The organism is Aliiglaciecola aliphaticivorans, from assembly GCF_054782055.1.
This window is the reverse complement of sequence record NZ_BAAGTF010000074.1, coordinates 1-16,582: the sequence shown is the minus strand read 5'-3', so window position 1 is coordinate 16,582 and position 16,582 is coordinate 1. Positions and strand designations below refer to the sequence as shown.

Below are 16,582 nucleotides of genomic sequence, written 5' to 3'. Positions count from 1 at the left end.
TACAGTTGGGACGAAACCCACAGTGCTTTATGACGATTCAATGAGCCTGATGTTATCGATTACGTCAAATAAACAAGTTGTCGCTTCAGGTGAAGAGCATCGTTATGAATTGAGTTACGGTAATGTTTCCGGTAGTGCGGTACAAAATCTAGAACTTGACGTAGATTTACCCGATGGAGTGACTTTTGTGAGTGCCAGCGATGGTGGCAGTTATGTCAATGGTCAGGTGAGCTGGGATATTAATACGCTTAATAATGAAGATAGTGGTAAGCGGTATTACACTGTTAAGACTCCAGCTGATAAGTCGGATGGTTCAGTTTTGGTTAGTGAAGCAAATCTGCATATTGGAGGCCCGTCGATTGTAAGGGCTTCTGAAAGTATTGTTATTAAATCTGATGTTAATTTAGAGTTATCTGTGACTGCAAACGGTGATTTTTTACCTAATTCTACATCCTTGATATACCGTTATGTAATTGCAAATAAAGGCGATGTCTCTTTAACTGATGTCAACTTGAATATCATGAATTCAGTCGGTGCTGAATTTAATACAAATCAGACGTTACCAAAAATGACAGGCTGTTCTACATATTGTAACGCGGGAGAGTGGGCAACGTTAGCGATAGGCCAGTTAGATGCTGGTGAGAGTCGTGCACTTTTGGTCTATGTATACAATGATTCACCCTTAAAGGGCGCTCCTTGGATAAGCCATGCATTGCTAACAGAAAGTAGCGGAAGTTATTACGTAGGCACTAAGCCAACAGTTGTTTACGGGGGCGCTACTGACCTTAATCCAACGTTAGCAATTGAAGCTGATAAATTTAAGCTTCAAATTGGTGAAGAACAAACCTTCAAAATGACCTTAGGAAATGTAACTGGAAGTGCTTTAAGTAATGCAGTTATGAGCATGGAGGTTCCTCAGGGATACAAATATGTTTCGGCTACAGGGTTGAAAGTTACTAAGGGAAGAATGATTTATTGGCCCATTGGTAATTTAGATAATCAACGCTGGTTAGATGAGTCCGTGGTTTTGCGTCTGGCAACAGGTTCGGAGCCTGGTGATATTTTGAATTTGGACGTACAACTTAGAAACGGTGATGATGAAAGTTATGTGGCAAAAGCATCTATCTCTACTGTTGTTCAGGATCTTAGCGGATTGGATCTTGATATTGAAAGTAGTTACGTATCGCCACTTGCGCCTTCAACCTCTATGAACTTAGATTTTGAAACAACAAATGAAGGTGACCTACAGTTAGCGGACATAAATCTTAATGTTATGGTACCTCAATATACAACTGCTCCTGAGTTATCTGCTGGAGTAACAAGTTGTAGTTCTAATTCGTGTGAATTTGGTGAATGGGCTACTTGGGACCTTGGGAACTTAGACCCTTTGAGTTCGTCACTCAACACTATTTCACCGGTGATCTACTCATCAAGTTACTATGCTCCTCTAGATGGTACTATCTTGACTTCATATATTTATCTTTCGCAGGGATCGTTACCTAAAAGTGATATTGTCTTTAGCAGAAGTTGGGGAGTAGGAAGTGAATTTGTTGTTAACCAGACCCATGATAGTGATGGTGATTTAATACCTGATTGGTGGGAAATGCACTTTGATCTTGACCGTTTATTATTGGCTGATGCCGTTTTAGATGCGGATCTTGATGGATTAACAAACTTGCAGGAATATCAAGCTAACACTAACCCTAATAATATGGATACAGATAACGATGGTTACTTGGATGGTGAGGATGCTTATCCTACTGATCCAGAACTATGCTGTGAAATACTGAGCGAGGCCAGAAACGACGTAGACGGCGATGGTAAATCAGATTTATTGTGGCGCAGTGAAGCGCGAGGTTGGAATTATCTTTGGGCAATGGATGGGGTTAAGACGAAGTTAGCCCGTCCAATTAATGTAGTCCAAGGAGCCGGATGGTTAATGGCGGGACAGGGAGATTATGACGATGACGGCATGTCAGATATTCTGTGGCGTAATACATTAACGGGTCAAAATTTCATTTATTTAATGGAAGGTCTGAGTATTAAAGCACGTCAGGTGCTTAACTATGTGTCAGCCCCGCAATGGGAAATTCGAGGAAGTGGTGATTTTAATGGCGATGGCAAAGGTGACGTGATGTGGCGTCGAGTAGACCGAGGAGATACCTGGTTCTATATGATGGACGGGTTGAGTATAGGTGTTAATCAACCGTCATTGTGGGTAACGGACTTAAATTACAAGATAGCCGCGATAGGCGACATTAATGGTGATGGTACCGATGATGTTATTTGGCGTAATCAAGTAACGGGTATCAACTATATCTGGGTAATGGAAGATGGCGAGATAGGCAACCGGTATGTATTAAATACAATTAATGGAGATTGGACGATAGCGGGCTCAGGAGACCTAGATGGAGATGGCACAGATGACATCGTTTTACGAAATCAAGTTGATGGACGCAACTGGGCGTATTTAATGGAAGATGGCCAAGTTAAAACCAGTCAATTGATTAATACGGTAGGGGATACAAACTGGCAAATCGCGAACATGGGAGACTATGATGGTGATGGTAAGACGGATATTCTGTGGCGTAATGAAAAGGATGCACGCAATCTAGTGCACCTAATGAGCGGCTTGACGATTAAGGACCGTGGAGTGTTGAGGTCTACGGATAGTACTTGGACGTTGGCGAAATAAATAACAGTTTTAAAGTGTCATTGAGCCGTCTTTTTAAAGACGGCTCAAGTTTTATGAGTGTTAGAATATAGCAAACAGATATGAGATTGAGATGGCTTAAATCAACATTTTGAATGCTTGATATAATGAAGTGTGTACTCACAATTGCATATTCTTGATTAGCAGGTAGTAACATTATATAGTTGACAAATAGGATTTTTTGTAAAAGGGAAATATATGGTTCACCGTTTTTATGTTTTTTTAATATCAATTTGCTTTTTGACGGTCAATAGTTCAAACGTGAATGCAGATGTTTTTGGATTGCAGTTTTCAGAAGAAAATATTGCAGGAAAGACATTCGTTTACACTGCGGAAACGCAACCTACCTTTACCCCTCGGTATTTTGAAACAATTAGCTTTCATACAGATCACTCTGCCAGTGTAACGAAAACCTATATGAATGGTGAAGTACCGTACAATGAAAGTTTAACTTGGGTAATAGATGACGGGGAATTGGTCCTTGAATCAGGCATAGCAAGCAGTTCTGTTGCAATTAATTATAGTTATACGTTTTTATCTGATATTTGGGGAAGTGAGACTGCAGCGGAATTATTTTCACTTTATCAGCAAGGCATAATTGAACAGCAGCTTGAAATTAAAACTAATCTGCAAACGGTTTATACAATTGCGTCTGATCTTGGTAACGAAATTGAAATAATTAAAAACGATAAAACAATCTATACTTTCGTTTTACCTGAAAATGTGGATTTCAGCAATAATCGTATGGGCGTAGTTGAAAATAGCAGTGCAGGTAAATTCTTTACCTCTATCAAAGATGATATGGGGCTATTTAATGAGTCAAATATTATTGGGAAATGGGCGATTCCATATACCTATTCTATCAATTCATTTTATAATGGAAGTGAACCTGAAGCGTCTTTTACAATAGATGAAATCACACTATCTATTGGCGGCACTGCATCCACACATTATGGGGATGAAGACCTAACTTGGCAGTTGTCTAACGGTGCATTGTCTATTATTTCTGGAGATAAAACAGTTGTTTATAATCCATTTATGGTTAACGCTAAAGAGTACGTTGTATTTATTCAGGAGTTAATCGCAGAAGAAGTTCAATTTGAGATCGTGTCTACAATAGCAAAGTTTGATGACTCATATTCCTTGCTGACTGAGAATTTAATTACTGATTTTCCACTAGTATATAATTCCGATATTAATTCTCATAATGCGTCATATTGGCAAGATGGAATTCGAAAGTTGGAAAGTGGGTGTTGTTTTGCTCATCAATTTTTAGATAATGGTGAAGTGCGATTTGGAATTACAGCAAGTGACGATCAATTTAGATTACCGTACCTAAGTGATTACGCAGTTTCTGGTAATAAGATTACAATAAATAGATATCTAGATGGATACTTTACTCTACATGAGAGAGTTTGGAGCGTTATATCTGTTGATGAGTACGGACGCGCACTTGTCGTGGACTCTGACTATGTCGAAAATGAATTCTCGGAGGGTTTTAATATTAAGCCTCGCATTGGAATTTACTCATTAGTTAATCTTAGCGATTATCCTGAGAGCTACAATAATACAGAGCGCCCTTACGATACCGATAGCGATTTTGATGGTGTCTTAGATACGTTTGATGAAGATGATGATAATGATGGCATAACCGATAGCTTTGATGCATTCCCTGTAGATCCTAATGAGCATACTGATACCGATTCAGATGGTATTGGTAATAATGCTGATCCAGATGATGACAATGATGGCGTGTTAGATGAGGATGATGCTGCACCATTAAATCCTTTAATCAGTGTGTTTGAACCTAAAAACGACGTAGATGGCGATGGTAAATCAGATTTATTGTGGCGCAGTGAAGCGCGAGGTTGGAATTATCTTTGGGCAATGGATGGTGTTAAGACGAAGTTAGCCCGTCCAATTAATGTAGTCCAAGGAGCCGGATGGTTAATGGCGGGACAGGGAGATTATAACGATGACGGCATGTCAGATATTCTGTGGCGCAATACATTAACGGGTCAAAATTTCATTTATTTAATGGAAGGTCTGAGTATTAAAGCACGTCAGGTGCTTAACTATGTGTCAGCCCCGCAATGGGAAATTCGAGGAAGTGGTGATTTTAATGGCGATGGCAAAGGTGACGTGATGTGGCGTCGAGTAGACCGAGGAGATACCTGGTTCTATATGATGGACGGGTTGAGTATAGGTGTTAATCAACCGTCATTGTGGGTAACGGACTTAAATTACAAGATAGCCGCGATAGGCGACATTAATGGTGATGGTACCGATGATGTTATTTGGCGTAATCAAGTAACGGGTATCAACTATATCTGGGTAATGGAAGATGGCGAGATAGCTAACCGGTATGTGTTAAATACAATTAATGGAGATTGGACGATAGCGGGCTCAGGAGACCTAGATGGAGATGGCACAGATGACATCGTTTTACGAAATCAAGTTGATGGACGCAACTGGGCGTATTTAATGGAAGATGGCCAAGTTAAAACCAGTCAATTGATTAATACGGTAGGGGATACAAACTGGCAAATCGCGAACATGGGAGACTATGATGGTGATGGTAAGACGGATATTCTGTGGCGTAATGAAAAGGATGCACGCAATCTAGTGCACCTAATGAGCGGCTTGACGATTAAGGACCGTGGAGTGTTGAGGTCTACGGATGACACCTGGAGCTTAGCTAAGTAGGTTTGTTGAAAGGGGACTCGAGTGAAAGTACAAAAAAGTGTAAGTGTTAGCATTTTGATTTTGACTATTATGGTAGGTGTTTTGTTTTGGAAGCAAGAACATTTATCAGAGCCAATCTCCTCTGTAGATCATTCAAGTGAACAAAAAGGTAAAAAAGTAAAATTAGATATAAACAATACTAAACCGGAAGAAAGTATAGTAACTGATATTTTATCTAATGATGCTCCAAAATTGGATTCGAAGGTAACAGAATCAAATTTACCTGATTTATTAGTAAGAGATGAAAGTCTAATTGCTGAATTAGAAGAAGAAATGCAATTTAAAGAAAAAGGTGAAGGTGATTTTGCTTATATGTCTCCTGAAAATGAAACGATACAAAAAGTAGGGGTCGAGTTTCCAGCTGTTGAGCCAGAAGATCCCATTGCCACTCTTGGAGAAGATGCGATTGGGTTAGAGGTATTAGGTGTACCTTTTAACGAAGAAATTGAAAAATAGGGTGTAGTAACTCAGACCTGACAGTTACTTATTTTTATATTTGTTGTGCTACAATTTTTTCAGATGTTATTATATCAGGATCATAAGTGATTAGGTTTCCTTTATCACGTTGTAACAGCAGTAAGTTTATAAAGTCATTAATTTCTAAATCTGCTTTTTGATTTATCAAGTTCTTTAAATCGTAGTTCCACCATTGTAATTCTTGTAGTTGTCTTATTTGGTTTTCAGTAAAACGATATCTAATAACCTTTGCTGGAGAGCCTCCAACAATAGAATAGGCTGGGACATCTTTTGTTACCATGGACTTCGCTGCTAGAATTGCACCATCTCCAATTTTAATACCTCTGGACAAACTAACATCTTCACCGATCCAAACATCATTTCCTATTGTTATGCTCTTCGAATTGGCTATTTCATCATTGTCTACTTGGAAGTTTGCAATCTCAGGGTTATCTTGAAAATACATTTTACATGCAATAGCTTTGTTATCGTAAGTGATATTAGAAGTTGTAAACCTGCTTATTGGATGATTTACACCTAAAACCCTTACTCTAGCACCAATAGAACAATACCGACCTACCTGGGTATTGGGAGCAAATACACTTCTTGAAAATGAGAAAGAACCAATAGAAAATAAAAAACTGCCATTAATATACGAACTATAAGGTTCTAATTTAACATTATTCGTAAAATGTAAGTTCTCTCCCTTTCGGAATCTTCCCTCAACCTTATCGTTTCCAATGGCAGAAAAGTAAACTCTATTTTTATTAAAAAAGGATAAAAGCTTGTCAGAAACTTGTATTACAGCCATTTTAATACTCAGGTTAATCTATATAAATACTATTTTTCTTTTGAACATCTGACCAGTGGTCAGTCTTTTTGTGCTTTAACTCGTTAACTAGCTCAAAATATTGTCTAAGGTCTTTTTGAGCATAAATTTCACAGCTAGAGTCATCAGGAGTCTGATCTGTAACTACATTAAATGAAAACGGTCCGGTAGCTTTCCATACATCTTGGTAGCGTCGAGTAGTTAAGTTATCAATTACTTTATCCCAAATATTTGAGATAATAGAGCTATTAGGTGGAGCTATAATTAAACCATTCCATACTCCACCATGCCATTTACGCATTAAAATAGTCTTATTTGAATCACCTATTAATGGTTCGATAGGAGCTTTACATCGGGTGGCCATATCTATGTAAATCCCTCCTTTTGACAGGGTGTAAGCCAATCGAAATATATCCGATTGCATAGCTGGAATAGCTGCGGATAAAAAGAGATTTTGAGTATGAGAACCAAATTTGGAACAGATAAAGTCCGCTGCTTTTTCAAAGTCGAATATTTCGTAGTCTAAAGCTGGGTTATGTGTAGTCCAAGTATTTTTCAATTCCTCAATGTCATCTGGTAAAGGAAATGTATTCCAATATTGTACGAGCTTTCTAGGAACCATATTTACCCCTAATAAATGCATCGTTGTCATCGTATATTCTAAAAAAGATTTTTACAATTTCTTCTGGTAAGTATAATTTTGTACCTTTAGTTTCAAGTTTATCATTAGAAAAGTCTACTTCAACGCCTTTGAATTCCTCTATAATTGGGAAATCAAAACCCACCCCAGGGTTCAAAGCGGGAATAAACTGATTCAAAGGTTCTTTCTGCTTAACACCTAACTTATCTAAGCTGTAATTTATATTCACAGTTTCTAGTATTCTGCGTGCATATTCTTTAATCAGAAAGTGACTTGGATGATTGAAAGTGAAAAATAGTCTCTCGTTTTTTAAATTATTTGAGATAAAATCCACGATTGGTACATCTACATTCTGTTCCCTATTAGACAATTCTGACAGAGATTGTTTAACAATTTGGTTATATTCAGCTTTGTTGTAAGAAACGTTAAAAAGTAATTTTGATGCTTCTAAAGTGGTTTTTTTATCTAACCAAGCCTTAACAATAGTTGAATTATGGTAGTCACCCATTGGCCCCTTCAAAGTTCCTTTTCCAGGTATTCGAATATACATCCAATCTGGTGTATACCCAGAATAAAATAGATTTAAAATGGTACAAATTTTATCGGAAAATAGAGTTTTCAAGTGGTTTGTTTGGATGTATTTACAGGGGTAATTATCGGCAATAAGTTGTGTTACGATTAGGTCAGCTTTCTCAAATAATTCAAAAGTCTCAACCTTATTTTCCTCTTTCAAGAGATGGACAATAGGAGTACCAATCACTTCCACTTCATCAGAAATAAATTCTATTACTTGTTTTAAAGGCCTTGCTTGGCAATTACCAACAATAACTATTTTCCGTCTGTTCATTTTACACTTTCCCAAAGTTGACAGGCCCTGTTATACAATGCCAAATCATCTGCATTAACCTCTAACAAATGGTTGAATAGATCTTGACCAATTGTATTTTGTAACTTAGATAATTTCTCATCAATAGAGAGCGATGCATTTTGAGATACATTTTGTGTAGTAGGTTTCAGATTGAGATTATGAAATCCTTCTTTATTCAACCAATTAGTTAATTTTATTACGGAATCTGAAAATTTTTCAACCATGCCAAAGTAAGGCAAGTTTTCAATGGCAGATATAGCTCTAGCTAACTCACCACCTTGTGAAAGTGGATACATCATTGCAAAACGACTAGATTGAAAGTTTCGACACTGTCTATCATGAGGCATAGAAAGGCGAGTTTCAATATAACCTGCTAGTGTTGTATTGCGCGCTAAAACGGCGCCAAAAGTATCACTTTTCTGTTCGTTTTCAAATGAATAAGCCGATACTATTCTATCTATCGGATGACGTAAAAAAATGACAGGGTAAACAGTTATGTTTTCTATATCCGGTGTCGGTAGGAAAGCACTATGTGAAGAGAAACACTTCACTTGAGGATTGTTTTTTATCCATGAAGTTAATTGTTTTGTATTGGTTTCCTTATGTCCTGGAAACTCTCTCGTTGCCCACTCATCTTTTGATAACTGGGCCTTAAACGCCGCATCCAATGAGGTGCCGGCATTTTTAAATAGGTGATAATGTAAAATTACTTTTCTCATAAAACATTCAACTTAAAAATAGTTTAACTTTGTTGTTTATTGCTGATTTGAACTAGTAAAAAGGTCAACACTTGCAAAAATTTCAGCAAATTTGTTTAAACCATTCTGTTTTGAATACTGTTCATTAACAAGTCGTTCTTCTGCTTGTGAAAATTCATTCCAGATTTTAGGATTATCATATAAGTCTATGATTTTTTGGTTCCACTCTTCTGGTGTGTTTGCAATATGACAAGATATACCTTTACTGAGCCCAGTCCCTTCGGCGGCAACTTCAGTTAAGACACAGGGTACCTGATAAGCCATCGCTTCTAAAACCTTTCCCTTTATACCTGAACCTGATAGAAGAGGGGCTACAAAAACTCTGTGCTTGTGGAATACATCGTCTAGGCTTTTAGCAAACCCGACGATTTCAATATTTTCGCACTCATAGTCATCGAAGGACTTAGGCATTTTACTGCCGTAAACATACAGTTTTATATCTGGACGGCTTGTTTGCAGTAAAGGCATGATTTTTTCTACTAAATATTCTACTGCCTCTACATTTGGTTGGTGGCCATAACCTCCAAGAAATGCTATTCCTTCTCGTTCTTCGAAACTAGGACCTGCAGTTTTACTTTCGAGTACCCAGGGGGTTATATGGAAGTTTCCTTGCTCCAATATATGAGATGCAATAACAGCATGCTCTGTGTTGTTATAACATAAGATAGCGTCTACTTTTCTGCATATATCCAATTCATCTTCACGAGTTTTTATCGCTTTTGATATATCTTCATCATTTTTTGCTGAGCGTATTTCTCGCAAGAAATGTAGATCTGCGTTATTAAACAGTATTGGTATAGATGGTTGAAGACTCTTTATTCTGTCGACAAAGCTCTGTGCAACGTAATATCGAGTAATATAAACAGCATCCATCTCTTTTAAACGCTTTGCTAACATACTATCAATAGATATATAAAAAGGCGCATAGAGCACTTCGACTCCCATTTTTTGAAGCTTGGTAGTCAATTCCCCTAAGTGAGCAAGATTGTCTGTTGTAAACGTCACTTTAAAGCCCAGTGATTGCATCAACTTTATTTCTTGAATGGCGGCATATGATCCTGCATCTCTGCTAGGATCAGGTGCTGTGTAATCAATAACTAGAATGCGCTTTTGAATATTACGATCTTTTTCAATCTGCAAGTTCTCAATACTTGCTTGTCCATTGTATCTTACTTCTGATGACCAGCGCTTTGCGAATTTGTTGAAATTAACTACTTGGTTTTTCTTAACTCCACTATTGAGGTCTCTACCATTAGTCATTCCTTCGAAATGAAATACCTCTGAGCTAGGAACATATAGCGTTGAATATCCTGCTTCGCGCACTTTGAATGCTATATCAGTGTCTTCAAAATATGCTGGGGCTAAATAATCACTAAAACCTTCAACTTTGTCCCAAATATCTCTTCGAATACAAAGTGAAGCTCCACTTAAATAATCAGCATGGCGCACATAGTTATATTCCGGCTTATTTGGATTGTCACCGTTTCCTACATTCCAAGGATTGCAAGAAGCCCAAACGATTCCGCCAGCTTCTTGTAATGTTCCATCTTCGTTAAGGAGCTTGCTTCCCACAATGCCGCAATCGTCATTCGATGAAATAATTTCGATTAATTCATCTAACCAACATGATGTGACTTCTGTGTCATTATTTAAAAATAAAAGATACTCTCCTTGGCAAATTTCTGCTGCTTTGTTGCAGTTGCGAAGGAACATTAGATTTTTTTCATTTCGGGAGACTATCAGGTTTTCTATATAAATTTCTGCCTCTTCTGTTTCATCAGTAGAACAGTCATCCGCTAAGATCACTTCAAATGGTGTTTTGTTGTAAGCAAGTATTAGTGAGGCAATACAATGATAAGTTAATTCAAACTTATTATAAGCGGGAATAATTATGCTTACCAAAGGTTTATCGAATTTAGGTAAGCTTAGTTTGGGGTATTCTTTTCGATTATTCCAACCCTCACACAAAACGCTATGAGCATTATGAATATTGTTAAGAGTAGCCAAATCTAACTTTTCATCGAACCACAATTTTAGTGATTCATATCGAAACGCGGCTTGCGCGCAGTCGCTAATTAATCGTGTTGCCTTGTGAGGGTTTTTAAGGTGCTCTCTGGGTGTAATTATCGGAGAAAATTTTGCATGTCCTTGCCATAAAGCGTTAGAGCTGCCCTCTAACCCTATGGTGTACAGTCGTTCAATTCCATCTAATAATTCAGTTGGAATTGAAACTGATACTTGGTTATTACCTGTAACTACGTTCAGATGTTGGAAATAAACGAGTTTATTTCCGGCATTTAGCTGCAAACGAAGATTTGGGTATGCTTGGTCCGACTGAACATTAAAAATAAAGTTGAAAGAATCTTTAAACTTTAAATCCATTTCAAATGTGGGTTCTGTCCTTTCAAAAAGGAAGCTATTACCTTCTACTTTGTCACCAGTTTCTGAACACAATCTAATTGAAAGTTCACCATATTCAGTTATTTTATCGTCGATGAAAACTCGAAATGCATGACAACCATCGGTAAACCCTGCATCTTTTAGATCCTGTCTGAAAAGGGTCGCTTCACCAGTACCTATAACTTTGCCATTGATTTCTATTTGAAAAGAAGACGATTCTGATGAGGGAGTGTTATTGAAATACCAACCAGAAAGAAATCCTGCGGTGAAGTCTTCAATCACAAACTGTGCTGTTTCAGACATCCTTTACCTACTTAATTAATGATTTAAAAACCGACGTAATGTATCATTTATAAAATCCATTCAGAAGAGCTGTCAGTGAAATTTCTTGTAATTTAATACCCTTAGCGTTGAATTAAAAACCTTTAAAAATATAAAAAGGTTAAATAGTTGCTATTAACGCTATTCCGGTAGATGAGAATTTGAAATATAAATCAGTTTGGTAGTTATGATGGGGTATCTATTATGTTGTACTTAGGAGTTAATAACTTTGCTTAATCGGCTTAAAAATTCGTTAAAAAGGAAATTATCTAAAGATGCACTGTTACACGTGGATTTTATCATCAGCCAAGGGAATATGGTTTTAATACTAGGATGGGCGGCACATAAAAGTGCGAGTCTTAGTGCTAATATGATCGAAGCCCATTTTAACGGGCAAAAGTTAGAACTTGATTTGTTCACCTTTTCTAGAAGCGATGTGGTTCAACGATTTCAGTTACCTAGCGATAGCAGTTGCCTTGGATTTTTAGCTGTGCTCTCAGGAGTTTCTGGTGATTTAGATAATATATCTCTAAGCCACTCTCAAACCCAGTTTGGTATGTCGAAGTTGAATTTTAAGCAAGCAAATAACGTTACTGAAATCTTAAGCCATGTTCCCGTTCGCCAAGAAGAAGCAAAGAAGTTTGTAGAAAATTATGGAATATCTTTAACGGGTTCTAATTCATCCAGTAGTCTGATAATAAGAAATCGAGACAAAGACGTTGAAAAAATAAAAAGCATTTTGCAGGGAGTTGATATTACTAAAGTAGGTGCTTTAGAAACTTTACATTCTGAAGCGTTACCAGAAATTCATCGCATTTGGAAAGCCAAGCAATCTAAGAATAACAACCGAGAATTAAAGGTTTTTGGTGATGAAATTGACGAGCCGAAAGTGAGCGTTGTCATTCCTCTTTATGGCCGTTACGATTTTATGCAGCATCAGTTAGCTAATTTTGCTGCGGATCCTTTTATGTCTGCAGTGGAAGTTATTTATGTACTCGATGATCCCGCATTACAACGGGAAGTTTTGATTACTGCCCATGGCTTATTTAAAACGTTTAGACACCCGTTTAAGTTAGTTTTGTCTGAACGTAATCGAGGTTTTGCCGGTGCCAATAATTTAGGTGTGGAATTTGCCACATCAGAGCATTTATTGTTACTTAATTCGGATATTTTGCCAAAGCAAAATAGATGGCTTGAAGTTTATCTGGAGCAGTTCTCGTCAATAGATGATGCCGGAATTATGGGGGCAACGCTTACCTATGAGGATGAAACAATTCAGCACGCAGGAATGGAATTCAGAGAAGACTCCCACTATCCAGGAATTTGGATGAATCACCATCCATTTAAAGGCGTACCAGTGGATTTAGTGCCATTGGAAGATGTTTTCCCATCTCCAATTACAACGGGCGCTTGTATGCTAATGACTACAAAATTATATAGGGAGTTAGAAGGCTTTGACCCTATGTATGTGTTGGGAGATTTTGAGGACTCAGACCTTTGCTTAAAAGTTATCGACAGGGGCTTTAAAGTGTATGTATCTGGAAAAATCAAACTCTATCATTTGGAGCGTTTATCCCAAGATTTAGTGGATAGTGGAGATTGGAAATTTAAATTGACCTTAGCAAATGGAGCATATCAAGCAAATAAGTGGCGTAATTTGATTCAGGAGGTCTCTGCATGAGTAGTTTACAAGGGAAGCGCTTATTAATCATTTCTCATGGTCACCCAGACCTGAATAAAGGCGGTGCTGAGATGGCTGCCTACAATATGTTTCAGGAACATCTGAAGCAAGGTGTCGACGCCTATTTTCTAGCACGGACCGATCAGACTCCCCACGGCGGTGCTGCTTTTTCACAGAGAAATAGTGCTCGTGAAATCTTATTTCACACGACTATGGATGATGGCTTTTTATTTTCAAACATCAAAACTCGGCATATGTGGCAGGAGTTTAGAGACTTACTGTTACTTATCAAACCCGATGTAGTTCATTTACATCACTACTTCTTACTGGGAATTGAGATACTTGAAGAAATTAAACTGTCTTTACCAAATGCTAGGATTGTTCTTACTCTTCATGAATATTTAGCCATTTGTCACAACAAGGGATTGATGGTTAAAACCAATGGTAAACTTTGTTATAAAGCCACTTCACGAGATTGCCATAGCTGTTTCCCTGAAAAACAGCCAGGAGATTTCTTTCTTCGTGAAAAATACATTAAGCGTCTTTTTCAAAATGTTGATCACTTTGTCTCTCCATCAGCTTTTTTAGCCAAACGCTATATTGATTGGGGGATTGACGAAAGTACAATTTCTGTCATTGAGAACGGCCAAAATTGCATTCAAAAAAATACAACCGTAAGTCAAGCGGATAATGATTTCAGACCAGTAAAATTCGCTTTCTTCGGTCAGATTAACCCCTACAAAGGAATTGATGTGTTGATAGGCGCACTAGCGGGGTTAACTAAACAAGTTAAAAAGCAAGTTGTGATAGAAATTCATGGTGCCAATTTAGAGCATCAAACAGGAAGTTATCAGCAAAAAGTTAAAACTCTGATGAATAAATATGGAGCCCGTGTGCATTTTCATGGCGCTTATGAACCGCAGGAGATGCCGTCTATCTTGTCTTCAGTTGATTGGGCTGTTGTACCATCGATTTGGTGGGAAAACTCTCCCATGGTGATTCAAGAGGCATTCAATTGCGGTGTACCTCTAATTGTGAGTGATATTGGTGGTATGAAAGAAAAAGTTGAAGATGGTGTTGACGGGTTGCATTTCAGACATGGTAGCCCATTTGATTTAGCTGATAAAATGAGTTTGTGTGTAAATGATAGGCGTCTACGAAATCAACTGGCAGCTAATATTAAAGCTCCTATGAGTATCGAAGAGTGTGTAGACCGGCATTTATCAATATATTGCTAGTTTGTTTTTAGCATTGTTCTTTGTGTTTTTGGAATGTAACGGTAATTTAAGGGATTAGAGCTGAATGCTGCGAAGAATCAAGCAAGCCATTGTTCATAAGTGTGCGACTCAAAAAACAACAGGTTTTATCGTTGAGCGACTTGACTGCAATCAAATATCTGGTTGGATTGTTCCCCAAAATGATGACAACCCGAAGGAGTGTAATTTTCAGGTAATTGAAAGTGGTCGGGTAATTGACATAAAAGTGCGTTTGTTTCATCGAGCTAACTTTGAGGCACAAAACGCTGCGAACCTGTTCGGTTTCAGGATCAGTTTCAAACAACAACTTGTGGATTTATCAGCTACCTCTTTCTTTTATATTGATGGGCAAAATAGGCTCGAACCACATTTTCTTGCTCAAGTGAGCGTTGCCTTAGCTGAGCCTTCATGCTCAGTGTACTTCCTGAATAAAATGGTTTCCCAGAAACTAGTAAATGCTGAAACTTTACCCTCTAAGGAAGCTTTAACTCTTCTAAACTCCTCAGAATCGGGTAAAAATGAAAATATCGAAGAAAAAATGACGGAATTACTTTGTAAGGATATTTCAGCATTTCATCTGCAGGCTGGGTTGAAATCTAAAAGTGGTGTTGCAATTACCGGAAAGTCAGGTCATCTTTTTCTTCATGGTGGCTCTAACAAGGTTGATGAGTTATTTCAGAACAATGATATTCATATAGAGAAAGTCCCAAAGTGGTTAGCGTTATTTTCAACCAGAAAAGAAAGAGCAGAAGAAGCAAATTATTGCTATGTTCAGTTTGTCATCCCCGAAAAACAAACCTTAATGACCCAACACTATTATCGGAATATTGACGGTCCTTCTCAATTGCTTAAATCAATAGAAGAATCAGATCGCAGTTTTTATTTCTCAATGGTTGACGCTTTTGCAGAGTACGATGGGAGCGATTTGTTTTTTAAGACAGATAGTCATCTAAATGCAAAAGGTACATATTATTTATTCAAAGAGCTCGTGAAGTATTTGGGCTTAACTTTAGATTCAGAACCTCAGTTTAGAGTTTCAAAACAATTAAGTGGTGATTTGGGCAGAAAGTATTACCCATTTACGTTTTGGGAAGAGTTTGAGACAACTAATGACATACCCAAGTTTGATCGCCAAGTGAAATATAAATTTATTCCTGCTAACAAAGCCCACATGGGAAGGCATATACATTGGGTTAATCCAGACGCTATTTTCGAAAAAAAGGTGTTGATTTTTGGGAACTCATTTTGTGAAATGGGAACTAAACAACATCACTTAACTTGGTGGTTTTCACAATATTTCTCAGAATGTCAATTTGTGTGGTCTGGTGATTTTAACAATAAACTTATCGATAAATTTCAACCTGATATTGTCATTGGGCAATCAATAGAAAGGTTTCTTAGACTTGTGCCTAATTATTAGTCTTTTTCATATCCATCGCTAGCGACACATTCATTCGCTAGCATTTTTCTGCGAGAAGTGCGTTTCGCACTCGCCAATAATAGAGTTTTCAATGAAACAATTAATCTTACATGTCGGTTTACATAAAACCGGAACATCTTCTATTCAATCTTTCCTAATGAAGAATATTGAGATACTAAAAGAACAGGGAACCGCAGTTTATACCCGAAAAGGTAAGGCGGGAGTCCACTGGGTTCCTGCGATGATCAAGAATAAACAGCCTCATCAGGTGAAAATGGTTGCAGACTTCGTGCGTTCAGAACTAGCCAAGGATGACGTTAACCAAGTAATTATTTCGTCCGAAAACTTTACCCAAACAAAACAAGTTAAGGCTATTTGCAATCTGAGGTTGGATCATGAAGTATCCTATAAAATAGCATAACCCTTCTTTTGTGCAAAACTTGGTTGACTACACTCTATTGCATAATGTATTGTTTTGTGCAAAAGATGGTTGGA

The 16,582-nt window shown here is 37.6% G+C and carries 12 protein-coding genes; 7 read left to right on the top strand and 5 right to left on the bottom strand.

The window, feature by feature from the left end; all coding sequences use genetic code 11:
* From ACYVIL_RS20335 to ACYVIL_RS20325, 3 genes are all read left to right on the top strand, one after another.
* On the top strand, positions 1-2,695 hold a 2,695-nt coding region (locus tag ACYVIL_RS20335), incomplete at its 5' end, for an FG-GAP-like repeat-containing protein (protein ID WP_460314580.1).
* A 216-nt stretch (positions 2,696-2,911) separates the two neighbouring features.
* Complete coding sequence (locus ACYVIL_RS20330) at positions 2,912-5,419, top strand: FG-GAP repeat domain-containing protein (protein ID WP_460314578.1); 2,508 nt, start codon at positions 2,912-2,914, stop codon at positions 5,417-5,419.
* Between the two features lie 21 nt (positions 5,420-5,440).
* Positions 5,441-5,914: a hypothetical protein gene (locus ACYVIL_RS20325; RefSeq protein WP_460314576.1), complete on the top strand. Its 474-nt coding sequence runs from the start codon at positions 5,441-5,443 to the stop codon at positions 5,912-5,914.
* Between the two features lie 34 nt (positions 5,915-5,948).
* Here ACYVIL_RS20325 and ACYVIL_RS20320 read toward each other — a convergent pair whose 3' ends face one another.
* The 5 genes from ACYVIL_RS20320 to ACYVIL_RS20300 are packed head-to-tail and all read right to left on the bottom strand — an operon-like array spanning position 5,949 to position 11,712.
* Positions 5,949-6,725 carry a CatB-related O-acetyltransferase gene (locus ACYVIL_RS20320; RefSeq protein WP_460314574.1) on the bottom strand — a complete coding sequence of 259 codons (777 nt, stop codon included), beginning with the start codon at positions 6,723-6,725 and terminating at the stop codon, positions 5,949-5,951.
* Positions 6,726-6,738: 13 nt separating this feature from the next.
* On the bottom strand, positions 6,739-7,395 hold the full coding sequence (locus ACYVIL_RS20315) for a glycosyltransferase family 32 protein (protein ID WP_460314572.1): 657 nt from the start codon (positions 7,393-7,395) through the stop codon (positions 6,739-6,741).
* Positions 7,355-8,230, bottom strand: a complete 876-nt coding sequence (locus ACYVIL_RS20310; protein ID WP_460314570.1) for a WcbI family polysaccharide biosynthesis putative acetyltransferase — start codon at positions 8,228-8,230, stop codon at positions 7,355-7,357. The genes ACYVIL_RS20315 and ACYVIL_RS20310 overlap by 41 nt, the downstream gene beginning before the upstream one ends.
* Positions 8,227-8,970, bottom strand: a complete 744-nt coding sequence (locus ACYVIL_RS20305; protein WP_460314568.1) for a sulfotransferase family 2 domain-containing protein — start codon at positions 8,968-8,970, stop codon at positions 8,227-8,229. Before ACYVIL_RS20305 ends, ACYVIL_RS20310 begins: the two co-directional genes overlap by 4 nt.
* 36 nt (positions 8,971-9,006) lie before the next feature.
* Positions 9,007-11,712, bottom strand: a complete 2,706-nt coding sequence (locus ACYVIL_RS20300) for a glycosyltransferase (RefSeq protein WP_460314566.1) — start codon at positions 11,710-11,712, stop codon at positions 9,007-9,009.
* A gap of 247 nt (positions 11,713-11,959) precedes the next feature.
* On the opposite strand from ACYVIL_RS20300, the gene ACYVIL_RS20295 reads away from it, so the two are divergent.
* The 4 genes from ACYVIL_RS20295 (at position 11,960) to ACYVIL_RS20280 (ending at position 16,508) form a co-directional block, all read left to right on the top strand.
* Complete coding sequence (locus tag ACYVIL_RS20295) at positions 11,960-13,411, top strand: glycosyltransferase family 2 protein (protein ID WP_460314564.1); 1,452 nt, start codon at positions 11,960-11,962, stop codon at positions 13,409-13,411.
* Entirely contained in the window at positions 13,408-14,649 is a 1,242-nt protein-coding gene (locus tag ACYVIL_RS20290; RefSeq protein ID WP_460314562.1) for a glycosyltransferase family 4 protein, read from the top strand. The genes ACYVIL_RS20295 and ACYVIL_RS20290 overlap by 4 nt, the downstream gene beginning before the upstream one ends.
* Positions 14,650-14,977: 328 nt before the next feature.
* The gene (locus tag ACYVIL_RS20285) at positions 14,978-16,087 is read left to right on the top strand and encodes a hypothetical protein (RefSeq protein ID WP_460314560.1); all 1,110 of its coding nucleotides are present in this window, start codon (positions 14,978-14,980) and stop codon (positions 16,085-16,087) included.
* Positions 16,088-16,178: 91 nt separating this feature from the next.
* Positions 16,179-16,508 carry a hypothetical protein gene (locus ACYVIL_RS20280; protein WP_460314558.1) on the top strand — a complete coding sequence of 110 codons (330 nt, stop codon included), beginning with the start codon at positions 16,179-16,181 and terminating at the stop codon, positions 16,506-16,508.
* The last annotated feature ends 74 nt before the right edge of the window (positions 16,509-16,582 follow it).